General features: G+C 49.6%; 11 protein-coding genes. 3 read left to right on the top strand and 8 right to left on the bottom strand.

The genetic code is table 11. The features are described 5' to 3' along the window. Window positions 1–77: 77 nt before the first annotated feature. From ACFVTB_RS08045 to ACFVTB_RS08035, 3 genes are all read right to left on the bottom strand, one after another. Window positions 78–2,351 (bottom strand): M56 family metallopeptidase, encoded by a 2,274-nt coding sequence (locus ACFVTB_RS08045; protein ID WP_387747249.1) that lies wholly within the window; start codon window positions 2,349–2,351, stop codon window positions 78–80. Beyond that, complete coding sequence (locus ACFVTB_RS08040; protein WP_387747247.1) at window positions 2,348–2,722, bottom strand: BlaI/MecI/CopY family transcriptional regulator; 375 nt, start codon at window positions 2,720–2,722, stop codon at window positions 2,348–2,350. Before ACFVTB_RS08040 ends, ACFVTB_RS08045 begins: the two co-directional genes overlap by 4 nt. A gap of 143 nt (window positions 2,723–2,865) precedes the next feature. Beyond that, a complete protein-coding gene (locus ACFVTB_RS08035) occupies window positions 2,866–3,900 on the bottom strand; it encodes an alpha/beta fold hydrolase (protein WP_387747245.1) in 1,035 nt (344 codons plus the stop codon). A gap of 741 nt (window positions 3,901–4,641) precedes the next feature. Here ACFVTB_RS08035 and ACFVTB_RS08030 point away from each other — a divergent pair. Both ACFVTB_RS08030 and nspC read left to right on the top strand, forming a co-directional pair. Further along, window positions 4,642–5,880, top strand: coding sequence for a saccharopine dehydrogenase family protein (locus ACFVTB_RS08030; RefSeq protein WP_387747243.1), 1,239 nt, complete (start codon window positions 4,642–4,644; stop codon window positions 5,878–5,880). A gap of 1 nt (window position 5,881) precedes the next feature. Then, window positions 5,882–7,009, top strand: coding sequence for a carboxynorspermidine decarboxylase (nspC, locus tag ACFVTB_RS08025; protein ID WP_387747241.1), 1,128 nt, complete (start codon window positions 5,882–5,884; stop codon window positions 7,007–7,009). 110 nt (window positions 7,010–7,119) lie between these two features. Here the strand turns inward: nspC and ACFVTB_RS08020 are convergent, their stop codons facing one another. Then, entirely contained in the window at window positions 7,120–7,788 is a 669-nt protein-coding gene (locus tag ACFVTB_RS08020; protein ID WP_387747239.1) for a cysteine hydrolase family protein, read from the bottom strand. 206 nt (window positions 7,789–7,994) lie between these two features. On the opposite strand from ACFVTB_RS08020, the gene ACFVTB_RS08015 reads away from it, so the two are divergent. Further along, window positions 7,995–8,633: a hypothetical protein gene (locus ACFVTB_RS08015; RefSeq protein ID WP_387747237.1), complete on the top strand. Its 639-nt coding sequence runs from the start codon at window positions 7,995–7,997 to the stop codon at window positions 8,631–8,633. Window positions 8,634–8,642: 9 nt separating this feature from the next. Here ACFVTB_RS08015 and ACFVTB_RS08010 read toward each other — a convergent pair whose 3' ends face one another. The 4 genes from ACFVTB_RS08010 to ACFVTB_RS07995 form a co-directional block, all read right to left on the bottom strand. Then, window positions 8,643–9,119: a hypothetical protein gene (locus tag ACFVTB_RS08010; protein ID WP_387747235.1), complete on the bottom strand. Its 477-nt coding sequence runs from the start codon at window positions 9,117–9,119 to the stop codon at window positions 8,643–8,645. A gap of 198 nt (window positions 9,120–9,317) precedes the next feature. Beyond that, on the bottom strand, window positions 9,318–10,247 hold the full coding sequence (locus ACFVTB_RS08005; protein ID WP_387747233.1) for an ROK family protein: 930 nt from the start codon (window positions 10,245–10,247) through the stop codon (window positions 9,318–9,320). An 18-nt stretch (window positions 10,248–10,265) separates the two neighbouring features. Further along, window positions 10,266–12,017: a class I mannose-6-phosphate isomerase gene (locus ACFVTB_RS08000; protein WP_387747231.1), complete on the bottom strand. Its 1,752-nt coding sequence runs from the start codon at window positions 12,015–12,017 to the stop codon at window positions 10,266–10,268. A 23-nt stretch (window positions 12,018–12,040) separates the two neighbouring features. Continuing rightward, window positions 12,041–14,728: a glycoside hydrolase family 38 N-terminal domain-containing protein gene (locus ACFVTB_RS07995; RefSeq protein WP_387747229.1), complete on the bottom strand. Its 2,688-nt coding sequence runs from the start codon at window positions 14,726–14,728 to the stop codon at window positions 12,041–12,043. Window positions 14,729–14,747: the final 19 nt, after the last annotated feature.

Here is a 14,747-nt window from a genome sequence, read left to right as displayed (position 1 = left end):
CAAAAAGCGAAGCTGTAAGACAACTTCTACAGTTGCCCTACGGCTTAGCTTTTGTGTTTCTATAGTTGATTGATAGCTTATTCCACAGGCGCGACGACCAAGGCCTTCAGGTTATCCTCTTGATGCTCATCTACCCCAAGGAAAAATGCCGTATAAGAAATGCCGTTCTGCTCCCACACGTAATATGTTTGCGTTTTATACCTCGACTTCTGATTATCGGATTGAAACGGCTCCCAATAAGCATGATCATTATCCGCATACGCGGAAATAGCTATCCCGTTCATCTCAAGCTTCCGCAGGAAGGACAGCTTGCTCACGTCCACAACAGGCGCCTTGCTCTGATAAAACTGAATCGTATCGCTGATATCATAAATAGAGGAATTGTACGGAACGCGATACGAAAGATTCAAAGCATCGCTCCCCGGTCTAATGGAAAACCCCGTGTTCTGGTCTTCAGCCCGCTGAATGATGGAATCGGATAGCTTAAGCCCGTAATCGGAGAGCTCGTACGGAAACTTCACAGGAAAGCCAAGTATGTGCTTAGCTTCTTGCAGATCAGACTCATCGTATAGAGGGAATGAATTGCCCTCGCCCTTGTAATCTACATGCTGGATCTGGTCCGGCCAGACAAAGGATTGCGTGAGTTTCGCCACTTCTTCTTGAGAGAGATCCCCGCTATAGTAGTTAATCGCATACGTTACGCCATTTTCGTCCCAGACAAAGCTTTGTGCCGTTTCCGGCTTTTGCCGGTACTTAGACTTTTTCGTTGTGTACAGGGTGCCCGTTACACCGCCTATTGTCTTCTCTTCTTGTCGATAAGCAGCGGCGCGGCCCGGTTCTTTGGAATAAGAAGCTCCCCACAACAGATTATGCTCCAGTAACGTGCCCTTTCCTTTGGAAGCGTATATTGCGAAGCTCCGCTCGCCCGTTTGTCCAAAGTTGGATACAAAAGTGACCGTTGCGAATTCAATCAGATCCTCCTTGTTTGCTCTGCTGAAATTCTCATTGAGATCTATATTTTGCAGCTGATACCCTTCGGGCAAATAATCAGGTACTTTAAAATCAAATGTTACATATGCGAGCGCCCGGTCCAACTTGTGAAACCATTTGAACGACGGAATCAGCCTGTCTATTTGAAGGGCGGAACCGCTGATCTCTTTCTCCAAACCGGCCGGCTGGGACGGATTTGATTTCGCATTCGCGTTGGTGAGCAATACCGCCCCCAAAACCAGTAAAAGTAAAATAGCGAAGGCGGACAGCCTATAGGAGCCTTGCTTGAACCTCGTAATCATCATAACTCTCCGTTTCGTCTCGTTCTTGCTGTTCATGAATGCGGGAAGATGGATGCGCAGTGCAGAGCTTTTGGAAAATAAACGGGACAGTGTTAAAAGCGTCATGCCATAGGACGAGGCCTCCCGCTCGCCCAGCGCTTCAAGCACAGCCGCGTCGCAGGCCATCTCCCGATCGGAAGCCATCTTTAGCCTAGCCAGCCAAACCAGCGGGTTAAACCAATGCAGCCATACCGCTGCCGACCATAAAGAATTGAACCATAAATCATTGCGTTTATAATGAGCCAGCTCGTGTAAAAAAATATGGGCCAGCTGCCCGCGATCCACTATTACAGCTATATCCTCCGGCAAATAAATGGTCGGCTTTATCGTTCCGTATATGAAAGGACTGCGGGAACCGCGGATCTCTTTCACTTGGATGCTGCGCTTTATGCCAAGTCGTTCCCTGCACGCTTGCAGAACAGACAGCGCCTGTTCATCGTCGATTGGCCATGAGGATCGAAGCTGTTTTCTAAATCTTAGCGTTACAATCAGGTAGTAGAGGCCCACTACAATTAAACCTCCGAGCCATATATACAACCCGATATGAAATAGGCTCAATCCCTCCCCTTTCTCCTGACCGACAGTAGGCGAAGGATTGGCCAAGACTGAATGGGGATCTGCAAGCTGCGATTGCCATAAATCGAAAGGCAAACTTTCTTTTACGCGCTGCGGCGCAACCGCCTTAACATCATAGCCAAGCTCAGAAGCGCCGGAAGAAACAGAGGATTCATTCTCTCTTTGCATCACGGAACCGAATTCATCGGCGGAACGGCTTTGATCACTTGTCCAATTATCGGCCGACGTAGGCGGAATCAGATTAAACAAGCTGATCGGGCTCGAAGGACCGACAGGAACCAGCAGCTTAATCAATACAAAAAACCATAAAACATAAAGCAATCTGGGCGACAGCCGCAGCTGGAACAGCTTTCGAACGAGAAGCAGCAGCAGGATGATTACCGCCGATGCGAGCGATGCGTTCAACAGAAGAGAGAAAATCGTATCAATGGCAGTCTTAGTCATGATTTCTTCTTCTCTTCAAGCAACTGCTGGAGCTCCTCAATATCTTTGTCCGAAAGGCTCTCCTCCTCCAGAAACTTTGCAAAAAGCGTGCCTACAGCACCGTTATAAACGCGATCCAGGAAGGAGCGGTTTTCCGTTTTTAAGTACTCTTCATAAGAGACCAAAGGATAATAAAGATAGTTTCTGCCCGCTTTTTCGAAACGGATTGCGTTCTTCTTGTGCAGGCGGTTTAGAAAGGTTTTGATAGTCTGATACGACCATTGCATCTGCTCCGACAGCCTGAGATTGATCTCATTCGCAGACAGTGGCTCCTTCTGCCAAAGAAGCTTCATCACTTCAAGCTCGGCATCGGTAATATTCGGCGGGTTCATCGGCAAACCTCATTTCGTCTTCATACTATCGTTTACACATGTAAATGATGGTTTAAAATTTACACTTGTAAACGATAAATGTCAACCGCACGGAATGAATCACCAATAGTTACCTAAAAAACTACTCCAGGCTATCCCGCCTGTCACTTGGCAAACGTGCTCCCCATCCACGACGCGAACTTTTCCTTCTCCTCGAATTGCGGATAATGAGCCGACTGGCTGTACGTTATAAATTCCTTTTTGTCTGCATCCATCTGATCGAAATAGGTTTTGGCCGCTTTCGCGGAAGTCATGTAATCGTACTGCCCCATGATGAAATACACCGGCAATTCCAGCTTGGTAACGAACGTAGGCAGAGGCTTTTCGAGAGCTTGCCCGATCAGCACGTCCTGGGCACAGGATACGCTGCGATAGTAACGAATGCGATCCCATAAATTATATTCAGGTTCGAGCCATCGGCCCTTTTCCATGTCGGCAATATCGTCGATCAGCCTTGCAGCGCCGCCATATTTTCGCACATAATCCCGCGGAGTTACGGTTTCGCCGCTTTGAATCTTTTCAGCTAAACCTTGTAAATATTCGACGTCGACTGTATTGCCTCTCGATTTTGCTTGTTCAATCGTGTAATTCAAACCGTCCTGCTCGCTTTCCAGCGTGTTGGACATCTGCCCCATGCCAATGTAGGCTTCGTATTTCTCAGGAGCTTGCTGCGCAGCCTGAATGCCGATGTAGGTTCCGAAGGAATGAGCGGCCAGGATGACCTTCTTTTGGTTGAAACGAGCCGATATGTAATCCGTTACGGCCAACAAATCCTTTACCAGCAGATCAGTGGAAAGATTCGAGTAATCCTCCCTAAAATGAAATGATTTGCCGCTGCCTCGTTGATCGTAATGGACGATCGTAAACTGCTTCTCTAGAGATTTTTGGTATTTGGTTACATAAGGAATTTCCGAAACACCTGGCCCCCCGTGCACAAAAATAATAATCGGATTGTTTTTATCGTGACCCCGAATCATCAATTCGTGACCGGTCCCATTTATTTCAACCTGTTCAAGTAAGCTAATGCTGTTCTCACCGTGTATTTTGGGCGTCCATGTCGGGAAAAATAACGCTATGTCCAACAGTAAAATAATCGCCAAACCGCCATAAAGCAATGCTTTTCTTATCTTTTTAGTCATCGCATCTCACCGGTCCCATGTCGTTATAGATAACCCCTTTTGCTTCATAAAAATTGTACTGAAGTAAATAACAGGGATTAACGGTCAAGCGCCCGATTTTGTTCCTAGCCCAGGGACGGGGATGAAAAATGTGCAGTCTGTCCGCATGTAAGCGTTTGCGACAAACAATTGTCGAATATTGCTACAAAGAATTAATTTTTTTCTTCTTGCTATCTGTAGCGTTTATGTTATTATGAGATTGCGTTAGTTTTGGAAAGCAGATATTCAAATATATAGAGTCTTTCCAAGCGAATAATTTTTGACCACATCCACTTAGGAAGTAAAGGCCATACGGACAGCCGGGTCAAATGCCGACTGGCAACTTTAGTTGCCTTATTGATTGAGCGAAGAGCTCAAATTTTATAAGTTTGGTTTCTTTACAACCAGTGCATTGAATCGCACATCAACTTGTGAAACGATCAATAAGAGTGGTAAAAGTGATTATTTGCTATATAGACTCTGATTCGTTATCGATATATTTGAATATTAAGCAGCTTCCTCAAAAAAGCTATGTCCCGGTTTGCGGAGACATTTTTAATATTCTGCATTTATATCAAAAACAAGTGTGATACGCGGTGATGCGTTTTTACCCACTTGTTTTTTTTGTGCGTAAAAACCGATCGCAATCATCTGGACCGACCATCGTGAGCAAGGCGACAGTACGAGGAAATGAAAAAATTCAGGAGCAAGGGAGATCGAGAAATGGGAAAAGCGTTAATCATTGGTTGCGGCGGGGTGGCATCTGTAGCCATCCATAAGTGTGTTCAAAACAGCGAGGTTTTCGAGGAAATTTGCATTGCGAGCCGTACGAAATCGAAATGCGACGAACTGAAAGCGAAGCTGGACGGCGGTAAAACGAAAATTACGACGGCGCAAGTTGACGCCAACAACGTAGACGAGCTTATTGCTCTGATCAACGAAGTTAAACCGGATATCGTTATGAATCTGGCGCTGCCGTACCAAGATTTGACGATCATGGACGCTTGCTTGGCAACGAAAACGCATTACATGGATACAGCTAACTATGAGCCTGAAGATACGGCGAAGTTTGAATATAAATGGCAATGGGACTACCGCGAGCGCTTTGAAAAAGCAGGTATTACCGCTCTTCTCGGCAGCGGCTTTGACCCAGGCGTAACGGGCGTATTCTCGGCTTACGCGCTCAAGCACTATTTCGACGAAATCAACTACATCGATATTCTCGACTGCAACGGCGGCGACCACGGCTATCCGTTCGCAACGAACTTCAACCCTGAGATCAACATTCGCGAAGTATCCGCTAACGGCAGATACTGGGAAAACGGCGAATGGATCGAAACGAAGCCGATGGAAATCAAACGCGAATATAACTTCGCTGAAGTCGGCCAAAAAGATATGTACCTGCTTTACCACGAAGAGCTGGAGTCCCTTGCGGTTAACATGCCAGGTCTGAAGCGTATCCGCTTCTTCATGACATTCGGCCAAAGCTACCTGACTCACCTGAAAGCTCTCGAGAACGTTGGCATGACTTCGATCGAGCCGATTGAATTCGAAGGAAAACAAATTATTCCTCTCCAATTCTTGAAAGCTGTTCTGCCGGACCCTGCATCGCTCGGACCGCGTACAGTAGGCAAAACGAACATCGGCTGCATTTTCCAAGGCAAAAAAGACGGCGTAGAAAAAACGTACTATGTATACAACGTTTGCGACCACCAAGAGTGCTACAAAGAAGTCGGCTCTCAAGCGATCTCCTACACAACTGGCGTTCCTGCCATGATCGGCGCAGCTATGGTCCTGACCGGCAAATGGAACAAACCAGGCGTGTACAACGTCGAAGAGTTCGATCCAGATCCATTCATGGAAGAGTTGAACAAATGGGGACTTCCATGGGTAGAAGACTTTAATCCTGTATTGGTTGACGACGGACAAGAAGCTCCTAAGCAACCGGCATTGGCTCGGTAAGATGCACTTCGATCAATTACCTACACCATGCTTTGTAGTCGATGAAGCGCTCATCGAGAAAAATCTGAAAATCCTGAACGGCGTTATGCAGCGGACAGGAGCAAAGATTGTTTTAGCTCAAAAAGCATTCTCAATGACAACTCTGTACCCCCTCATTGGAGAATACCTGAGCGGCACGACGGCGAGCGGCTTATTCGAAGCTCGATTAGGCTATGAAGAAATGGGCAAAGAAACGCATGTCTTTGCCCCGGCCTATCGGGAAGACGAGATCGATGAAATCATTTCGATTTGCGATCACATTATTTTCAACTCCTTCTCGCAGCTGGAGAGGTTTAAAGACAGGGCGCTCAAGGCCGGTCGGAAGATCGGTGTGCGCATTAATCCGGAATGCTCGACGCAGGTTGGGCACGAGATTTATGACCCTTGTTCCCCCGGCTCCAGATTCGGCGTCAAGCAAGAGGATTTCCGCCCGGAGCTGCTTGAAGGCGTAACCGGACTGCACTTCCATACGCTCTGCCAGCAAAACTCCGACGACTTGGAGACGACGCTGAACGCGGTTGAGGCACGGTTTGGAGAGTGGCTGCCGAAGATGGAATGGATCAATTTCGGCGGCGGCCACCATATTACGAGAGACGATTACGATATCCCTAGGCTTGAGGCATGCATCAAGCGCATGCAGGACCGCTATGGCTTGGAGGTATACTTGGAGCCAGGCGAGGCAGTTGCGCTTAACGCAGGCTATCTGGTCGCATCTGTGCTCGATCTTCATAAGAACGGCATCGACATTGCGATTCTGGATACCTCCGCTACCTGCCATATGCCGGATGTGTTGGAAATGCCGTATCGTCCCCCTGTTTTTGAGTCGGGCGAAGCTGGCGAGAAGCCGCATACGTATCGACTTGCTGGCCAAACCTGCCTAACGGGAGATGTCATTGGCGATTACTCGTTCGATCAACCGTTAGAATGCGGCGACCGACTCGTGTTCGGAGACATGGCGATTTACTCCATGGTGAAGACCACTACCTTTAACGGCATGGCGCTGCCCGCCATTGCGGTAAAAGGCAAAGACGGCGATTGCCGCGTGGTTCGCCAGTTTGGTTATGAAGACTTTAAAGTGCGTCTGGCTTAAGCTATCATGACGTTTTAATAGACTGGCGCCGGTATGAACCGGCGCCATTTTTTTATTTTAATGGAGGTTGCTTGAAGTCTTGGAACAGACTGCTGGTGCGTAATCCGGTATTAGGAGAGGCTCGATCGTTCTGCGAGTCTGTCCGCCAGCTGTGCTAGAATTTCCTCTGTCTTCATCACTTTAACCCCGATATTCTCGATTTCTCGAATGCCCTTCTCGTATACGCCGGAAATCGCGTCCTCGACCATTACCGCCTTGAAGTCTCTTTCGCTCGCTTGATAGATGCTCGTTCTAGGACAATTCGGAAAATTGCATCCGATAAACAGGAGGGTATCTATATTTTTCTTTCTTAAGAACTCTTCCAGATGGGTTTGATAGAAAGCGCCCCACCTCGGTTTGTACATAACCCATTCTTGATCTGCGATCAGTTGCATCGCGCCTTCAAGAAGCTGCTCCTCGTTAAGTTTATCGCCATTTTCCGGTTTTATGATTTCGACTAAATCTGCTCCCGACGACCCGGGCGTTACAATCTGGCCCCCTGCCTCTATCCGTTCTCTTCGGCAAATATCCGCATTTGTTCCGTCCGCCTTGTACAACCGAATCACATGCAGGATCGGGATTTGCCGGCTTCTGCAAGCATCTAGTATCCGTTTCATTTGCGGTAAAGCCTCAAACGTACCTTCAATCTCGGCAACAGCTCCCGGCAAACTAAAATCATTCTGAGTATCAATTGTAATGACCGCACATTGATCGAAATTCGGGTCTGTGTACTTACTCATCACGGATCACCTTTCAGAAGCAAGTTTATTTCCATTATTATACATGCTATATTCATGAAGCGAAAGACTCTTATCCTAAACGGCTGAGGTCAATCGTTTTCCCAGTAGACGATCAAATTGCTCTTAATATGTAAAAAATGTGCATTCCTATTCCGATTATAGAAGTAATAGACACTACAAATTCCCAGGATAGGAGTACGTTCATCATGCAAATTCAAAGCTCTACTCAACTCGACCTTAATCTATACAAAATTTCAAAGGATCGTGCGGATAAACCAGACTTAGCCGCAGACACGAACTCAGGGCTATACCCTAACACCGATACAGTGGAAATCAGTCCGGCCGCCAGACAGTTGCAATCCGAAATTGTGCATCAGGCAGCTGTATACTTCGGAACGGCTCAAATCAACGATTCGCTGAATCGCGTGCTCAGCGATCAATCGCCGGAAGTGAAGGAAGCGGTGTATGGCCTCATACAGTCCAACTTCATTACCAACGTAACCGATGAAGATGAACGCTCGGCGTTATTGGAGTCGGGGCTCAAGCAGGCTCAGCATATTGCAGATACCTATTTAAAAAATGAAAATGCAGCGGAGTTTATGAATACGATCCGTCAAATCGGGGACATCTCCAAAACGAGAACGATAGACCCTGAAACGAAACAAATTCGTTACGAAACGCCTTCGCAACGACCTGTAGGGGCTCCTATTGATTACATCAATTTGAATGAGTTGATGCAGAAATCTGACCCCAAAACATATGAAAAGCTGCAAGCTGCGTTAGCAAATGGAAGTGACTGGTTTGGAATCCTGCAAGCTTTCGCTAAAAAAATATCGGGCCGTTAGGGTTGTGTGCTATATTCCACCGCTGCCCATTGAACGCCACCCGTCTATGCCCATCCGGTTAATGATTTGTTCATTATCGGATTCCTGATAGGGATAGGCATCCATAACGGTGCTCGGCGGTTGAACTTGCTTGCTATAGTAGCTCCCGTCTTTAAACGTAACGAGCATGTAGGCCTCGCCCTTCAAGCTTTCCCCTGAATTTTTGTAAAAGAAGGAAACCACTTGGATTTTCTCAATTGAATTAAGATCAGGCAACGTAACCGAATCTCCAGCCTCCATAAACCAATTGTTTATGGAGGCTAAATCCTTTTGCTCGGAATAAACGCTGATTAATTCCGGCTGTGTCCTTGTCGTGCCGGTCCTGTATTGAGAGACATCAATGGAATTCAACTGGTCGTTATTATCCGGTGTGGAGGCAGGAGCAGCTGCAGAGCATCCTGTAAACATGACAAGAATAAGGAGCAAGAGCATTTTAGCGGATTTCATGATACTACCTCCAAAAGAAATATATAAACGATTAGACGGTGAAAATGATTAATGAGTTACACAGCGATGGTAATAATGTAAAACTCAACCTGCCTTTTCATCGATAAAAAGAAAACCGCAACGAATGAAGGAGAACGTCCATATCGGCGTTCTCCTTCATTCGTTGCGTATAAAATCTGCAGAGTAAGCGCAGGAAAATCAATGACCCAATACGAAATCATAAATGCCTTTAAACGTGCTGTACAGCGTGTTGCCGCTCAGTCTGACGTCCGTATGGACGCCCGCCTTTGCCAGCTCCTCCGTAAATACAGGTACGAACAGGCTGCCGCTCTTGGAGATTTGACCTCCAATTACGATACAATCGGAAGAAAACAACCGTAGTGAAGGGGCGAGAATGGCAGCCATCCTTCTGCCGAACGTCTCGAAGAGCTCCGCTGCATGCCGGTCTCCCGACAGCGCCATCATCGCGTATTCACGGACATCGAGCCCTTCCGGCCTGAGCGCCGTCTCCACAGCCAATTGCAGAACGCCCCGCTTGGAAATCCAATCGTCAGCGACCTTCCCTTGATACGGTACATTGTACAGCCAGCCTTGATCGGGAACGTCAGGGCCGCTCTTGATCAACTGGCCGTCTACTAGAAAACAGGAGCCAAGCCCCGTGCCAATTGTCAGGCAGGTGACTCTCTCGCATCCGCGAGCCTCACCATATCCCGCTTCTCCAAGCCCGAACAGCGCAGCATCATTCTCGAACTTGACGGCAAACGAAGAGGTGAGCCGGCCCGCCAGTTCCTCATGCGTTCGAACAGCTTCCAACAGCAGCTTCTCGACGGAAAGTCCGTACAACGACTCGAACTTACCCAGCCCTTGAATGAGGCTAATGCCGTGCTCATAATCGAAGGGTCCGGGAAAAGCCATCCCGAGCCCTCCGATCGGCAGCGGCTCCCCTCCTGCACGACGGACAATATCGGCGGCAACCTCCGCAAAATTCGCAATAATACGCTCAGCACTCAAGCTTGCGAGGGAGTCGTAATGCGAGATCGTCTCTTCGATGATCGAACCGCCCACAACCGCCGCCGCTTTAATCTGCGTTCCGCCGACATCGAAGGCGAGAATGAGATTGCGTTCCATCGGCTGCGCCCCCATCCCTTAAGCTCTTACGAATGCTTTGATAATGCCAACCGTCTTGCCCACGCTCGGCCCGCTAGGGCGAATCGTATAACCGCTCACCGATGCAGGAACAATGAACGTTTCGGCATATCGAACGACGAACGGTTCGAACGCGCCTGTCGGACTTTCTACGGTCGCTTCCTCGCCTTCGACCAGGTTCAGCATATGAACGCTGTCGTTCGACTCGTGCAATAGCGGCTCCGAGAACCAGTAGCGGCGGGTTTCAACGAACTGGAGTCTATGCAATCCAGTGACTTCTTCCTTCCAGCCTTCCCCTTCAGCCAACGTCTTCACGGGATTGACGCACTCCGTCGTTGTCCAATCGGTTGTCCGGCTCCAATTAATAACCTTGCTTCCGTGCTCCACATGGACCGGACGAGGTCTGCCGTCAAGACCGAGCCGGTCCCAGTCCCACAGCTTGAAGGTGAAAATATAAGGGGTCGCGCTAATCTCCAGTACCATGCAGCCCGTTGCAGAGCAATGAACCGTTCCGGCCGGAATGAGGAAATGGTCGTGCTTGTTCGCCGGATACACGTTCACGTATTGTTCGGCCGGGAATGTGAAGCCTCCGGCCTCCGCTTTACGCAAATCAGCCAGCATCGCTTCCGGCTCAATATTATCCTTCAGTCCGAGATATACCTCTGCACCCGGCTCGACATCAAGAATGTAATAGCTTTCGTCCTGCGTATACGTCATGCCGAAATGATCGCGGATGTACTCGGTCGTAGGGTGAACCTGCAGACTGAGGTTCTGCCCGCCAATTGTATCTAAGAAGTCGAAGCGGATCGGAAATTCCGCGCCAAATCGTGAATAGACGCGTTCTCCGAGCAGCTTGACCGATTCGAAGAAGACGAGATTGATAGCCGGAAGCTCTACCCGCACATCGCCATATTGGAAATAGAGGCTGTTCTCCTCCGGAACGCCGTCGAAGCCCCACGCATACGGATGCTCCCGTTCAGGCAAGTCAATGTTCGCTTCCAGCCACTTTCCGCCCCATACGCCAGGATCGAAATAAGGGACAAGCCGGAATGGGCCGCTTGCCGTCCGTGTAAAACCGGCGAACAGCGCCTGCCGCGTAAGCAGCTTCGGATCGTCTTTGGCGTTCGTGTCCAAATAGAAATCGATTCGGCCGAGCAGCGATTTTTTCAGCCTGTCGGCCATTCGCCATTCGAAGAAGAAGCCCCGCTTATAAAGCCGCAGAATGTCGGTTTCAACCCGGTTGGTCCGCCAGTTGCCAACCTCCTTCGACCGGTAGCGCTGCTGAATCTCCCAGCGGGCCAAATCCGCGTAGATGACGACGTCGCCCTCGGCAATCAGCGAAGCGCCGAAGCCGATTACGATCGCCGTGCCGTCTCCCGCTTCATCTAATTGACGCCGCAGCGCCGCGATGCGGTCCGAATCGTAAAATTCGCCGATTCTAAACGACGTCATATAACCAAACACCCGGTCGTCCGTCATGTAACGATCAACGATGCTGTCCACCTCTAACGGCTCCAGCGCCGCATCTTCCGAGCGGATCACTAGAGCTGGCTCCAGCGAGCCGGCCAAACCGGCAATGATTTCTTCCTGCCGGACGCCGGGGTAACATTCCACAACAACGATGGCTTTCCTCTTACCTGTCGCGGCAACCGCCGCTTGGATTGTCTCGCCGATTGCCTCATAGCCTGCCCAAGCCTCGTTGTCCATGTTCGGGATCGAAGTATAGGGGGATTTGTTGTACAGTTTGCTCATCGTTTCTCCAGCTCCCATCTTTTTTATGTCTCTTCCTGTTCATCTTCAAATACGACCAATAGATGCTTCATCGTTCTGGCACCCACCGTTAAAAATAATTCCGCTTGCTCCACAACGGCCAACCGATTCAGCCGTTCCTCCACAACGTTCGATTCATATGCCTCTGCGATCTTTCTGCCTGGAAAGCTCAATCGCGCCTCCGCTGCTTCATCCTTCACGCTGCAGAGCCGCACAAGGATACCACTGTTGCCTTCGGCCGGTTTCACATCGAAGATTTGCACGCCGTCGCCTTCGAATGCGATGAATTGTCCGCTTTCCTCTTGCTGACAGTCCACAACCGGCGTCGCATAAATTTGCGATACGGCTTGGGTGGAAGCCAGCGCGACAGCCGCCGGATCGAATGAACGGAAGGTCGACAGCTGATAGGTGAAGGAATGGAACCCCGGCTGATGCGCCCTGAAATTCGTCTCCCAGTAATTGTTCATCGGCCAGGCCAGCAATAAAGGATTCGGCGACCGGTCGATTGTCTTATGCTCTCTGCCGAAGTTGAAATCTCCGACCTGCACCAATGGCGCGTCTTGGCAAACCAAAGTAATGCCGTGCTCGCCGTCGAATACGGATACGCTTTTGTCTACCGTCACGAAATCCCTGCATACCCCAGGAAGCTGCTCTGCATCGAACTCCACCAGTTGTCCGGCCGTATCGTAGAAAGACCGCCAATTGCCTAAGTTCAGCGGGGTTGCGAAATACGTTCCTTCCGGCGTCGTCACATCTTGCTTCTTATAGGATACTTTGACCTCGATCTCTGGGCGGTAGCTGAACAACGTAAATCGCTGCTCCAAATCCTCCACTCCCGGCGCGTCCCATCGCATGATCAAGGTTGCATCGTTTGCTCCCCGCTCGACGCGGCAGCTCCGCAGCCGGGAGTACGACTGCCTGACCGCAGGCCATTCATGATTCCAACAGCTAATGCTGTTGTTGCCTTTCTCGACATCGCGCGGAAATATCGTTTGTCTCGTATTATGGGCGCGGGTCGTATCGATCGTTTCCTGCACGTATTGAAACAACGACCAAGGGCTGGCAGAATCAATGACTTCCCAATCGTTTTGCTTATCGTACAGACTTGTAATCTTGCCAAAGACAGGGTCGAATACAAGGCGATGGTAAGGAGACTCGAGCCTGCCGTCACTCACCTTGATATCGGCAACGAATCGATTCACGGCGCTAAACGGCTCGTGCAGCTTTTCGGTTTCGCCCGAGAAAGCCTCAATGTCCGCCGCCTCTTCCGCTTTACGCAGCTTATCGAACGGCAGCTTACGCCAGCTGAACGGCGGTAACTCAACAATTCCGTAGCTGTCGCCGCTAGATAGGCGCTCATTATTCATGAGCACTTGCCGCATGCGGTCGGCGCCTAAATGCCTTCCCGGCGTCCGAAAGCTCGCAGGAATCCGAAGATCGTGCAGCACCGGCGCAGAGGAGTAATTGACGAGCATCAATCCTTCAGGATCATCCGATTGGAGCGGATTGCCCGCCAGCTTCTCCAACTGGCTGCCCAGCAAATAACCAGTCAGGCTGTTGCCCTGATAAGCATAATGAGCCTTATGCGCCCACTGGATTTCGACGCCTAGGTGATCGGGGTCGGCAACGGAGTTGAACGTTCCCCATGTGTGCTCGTCGTATAAATGGATTTGCTCCCAAGCCTGCTTTTTCAGCAAAAGATACGATTGGTCTATCCCGCCTTGAAAAGCTTCCAGCAGTTGAACCGCCTTCATCCCCTGCTTCGTGCGGCGATTCAGCTTCGTTTCTTTCGCCGAGCTGCCCGAACCGAAGTTCCAGAAATCGGTCCAGTCCCCCGCGTACGTCGGCAGCTCCCGCTCATGCTCGCGAACCCGCGCCAGCAGCTGCTCCGGCGTTACGAACGAAATGACTTGTCCGCGAGACTCGCTGTTCCATTTCTGAATCAGATCGGCCAGATCCTGATCAGGCGGGTTATTGTCGTAAAGCGGCAAATTAGTCCCCGTCAGGTAGACGAAGTCGAACGGATAATCCGGGTTATCTTCGATCTTTTTTAAATATTGGGCAAGGCCTTCAGCCATCAAATCCGTATTCTTCGCATTGACGTTGCAAATTTGGCTGAACAGCGAATAATGTTCACCGTTAAAGGACAACAGCTTTCTCCGATCCGGCGTTTCCCAATGGAACGCGCTTGGCCTCGCAAACGGAATAGCCCCCATATGAATGTTGATGCCCATGATGAAAAACTCAACGCCCGCATCCAGCAGCATCTGGCTATAAGGCCACGGCTGGCCGTTCACATCGTGGTGAATGGCTGTTTTGATATCGATGCCGAACCGGCTGCGCAATTGCTGGGCCGGATAGAGCGTGTTAGCCATTTGCTCAGCTGATACAAGAGGAGTCATATGCAGATACGAGGCGGAAAGGCTTAGCTGACCGTTATGAAGGAAATGCTTGAACCGCTCAATCTGGCTTGGCTGCGCCGTCTCCAGCCATTGCAAGACCGGATAGCTGGCTTCGCACGTCCATCGGAACTGGTTGATTGCGTCGCGGTCTTCCGTTTTCGCACACAACTCTAAGGCTTGATCGATATAATTCTTTTGCATTTCCAATAGAACGGGCTGTGCGTGGGTATAGCCAACGTCCAAATGGCTGTGATGCAAAACGAGAACTTCTTTGATTTTGGACATAGACATAGGTGCTTTCTCTCCTTCA

Origin of the sequence: Paenibacillus sp. NPDC058071 (assembly GCF_042885235.1) — a bacterium.
Classification (GTDB): Bacteria; Bacillota; Bacilli; order Paenibacillales; family Paenibacillaceae; genus Pristimantibacillus.
The sequence above is the reverse complement of the archived record's forward strand: the minus strand, read 5'-3'. Positions and strand labels throughout refer to the sequence as shown.

Coding starts and splice junctions, on each gene's coding strand:
- ACFVTB_RS08045 (WP_387747249.1), bottom strand. CDS start 2,351: ATGACTAAGACTGCCATTGATACGATTTTCTCTCTTCTGTTGAACGCA.
- ACFVTB_RS08040 (WP_387747247.1), bottom strand. CDS start 2,722: ATGAACCCGCCGAATATTACCGATGCCGAGCTTGAAGTGATGAAGCTT.
- ACFVTB_RS08035 (WP_387747245.1), bottom strand. CDS start 3,900: ATGACTAAAAAGATAAGAAAAGCATTGCTTTATGGCGGTTTGGCGATT.
- ACFVTB_RS08030 (WP_387747243.1), top strand. CDS start 4,642: ATGGGAAAAGCGTTAATCATTGGTTGCGGCGGGGTGGCATCTGTAGCC.
- nspC (WP_387747241.1), top strand. CDS start 5,882: ATGCACTTCGATCAATTACCTACACCATGCTTTGTAGTCGATGAAGCG.
- ACFVTB_RS08020 (WP_387747239.1), bottom strand. CDS start 7,788: ATGAGTAAGTACACAGACCCGAATTTCGATCAATGTGCGGTCATTACA.
- ACFVTB_RS08015 (WP_387747237.1), top strand. CDS start 7,995: ATGCAAATTCAAAGCTCTACTCAACTCGACCTTAATCTATACAAAATT.
- ACFVTB_RS08010 (WP_387747235.1), bottom strand. CDS start 9,119: ATGAAATCCGCTAAAATGCTCTTGCTCCTTATTCTTGTCATGTTTACA.
- ACFVTB_RS08005 (WP_387747233.1), bottom strand. CDS start 10,247: ATGGAACGCAATCTCATTCTCGCCTTCGATGTCGGCGGAACGCAGATT.
- ACFVTB_RS08000 (WP_387747231.1), bottom strand. CDS start 12,017: ATGAGCAAACTGTACAACAAATCCCCCTATACTTCGATCCCGAACATG.
- ACFVTB_RS07995 (WP_387747229.1), bottom strand. CDS start 14,728: ATGTCTATGTCCAAAATCAAAGAAGTTCTCGTTTTGCATCACAGCCAT.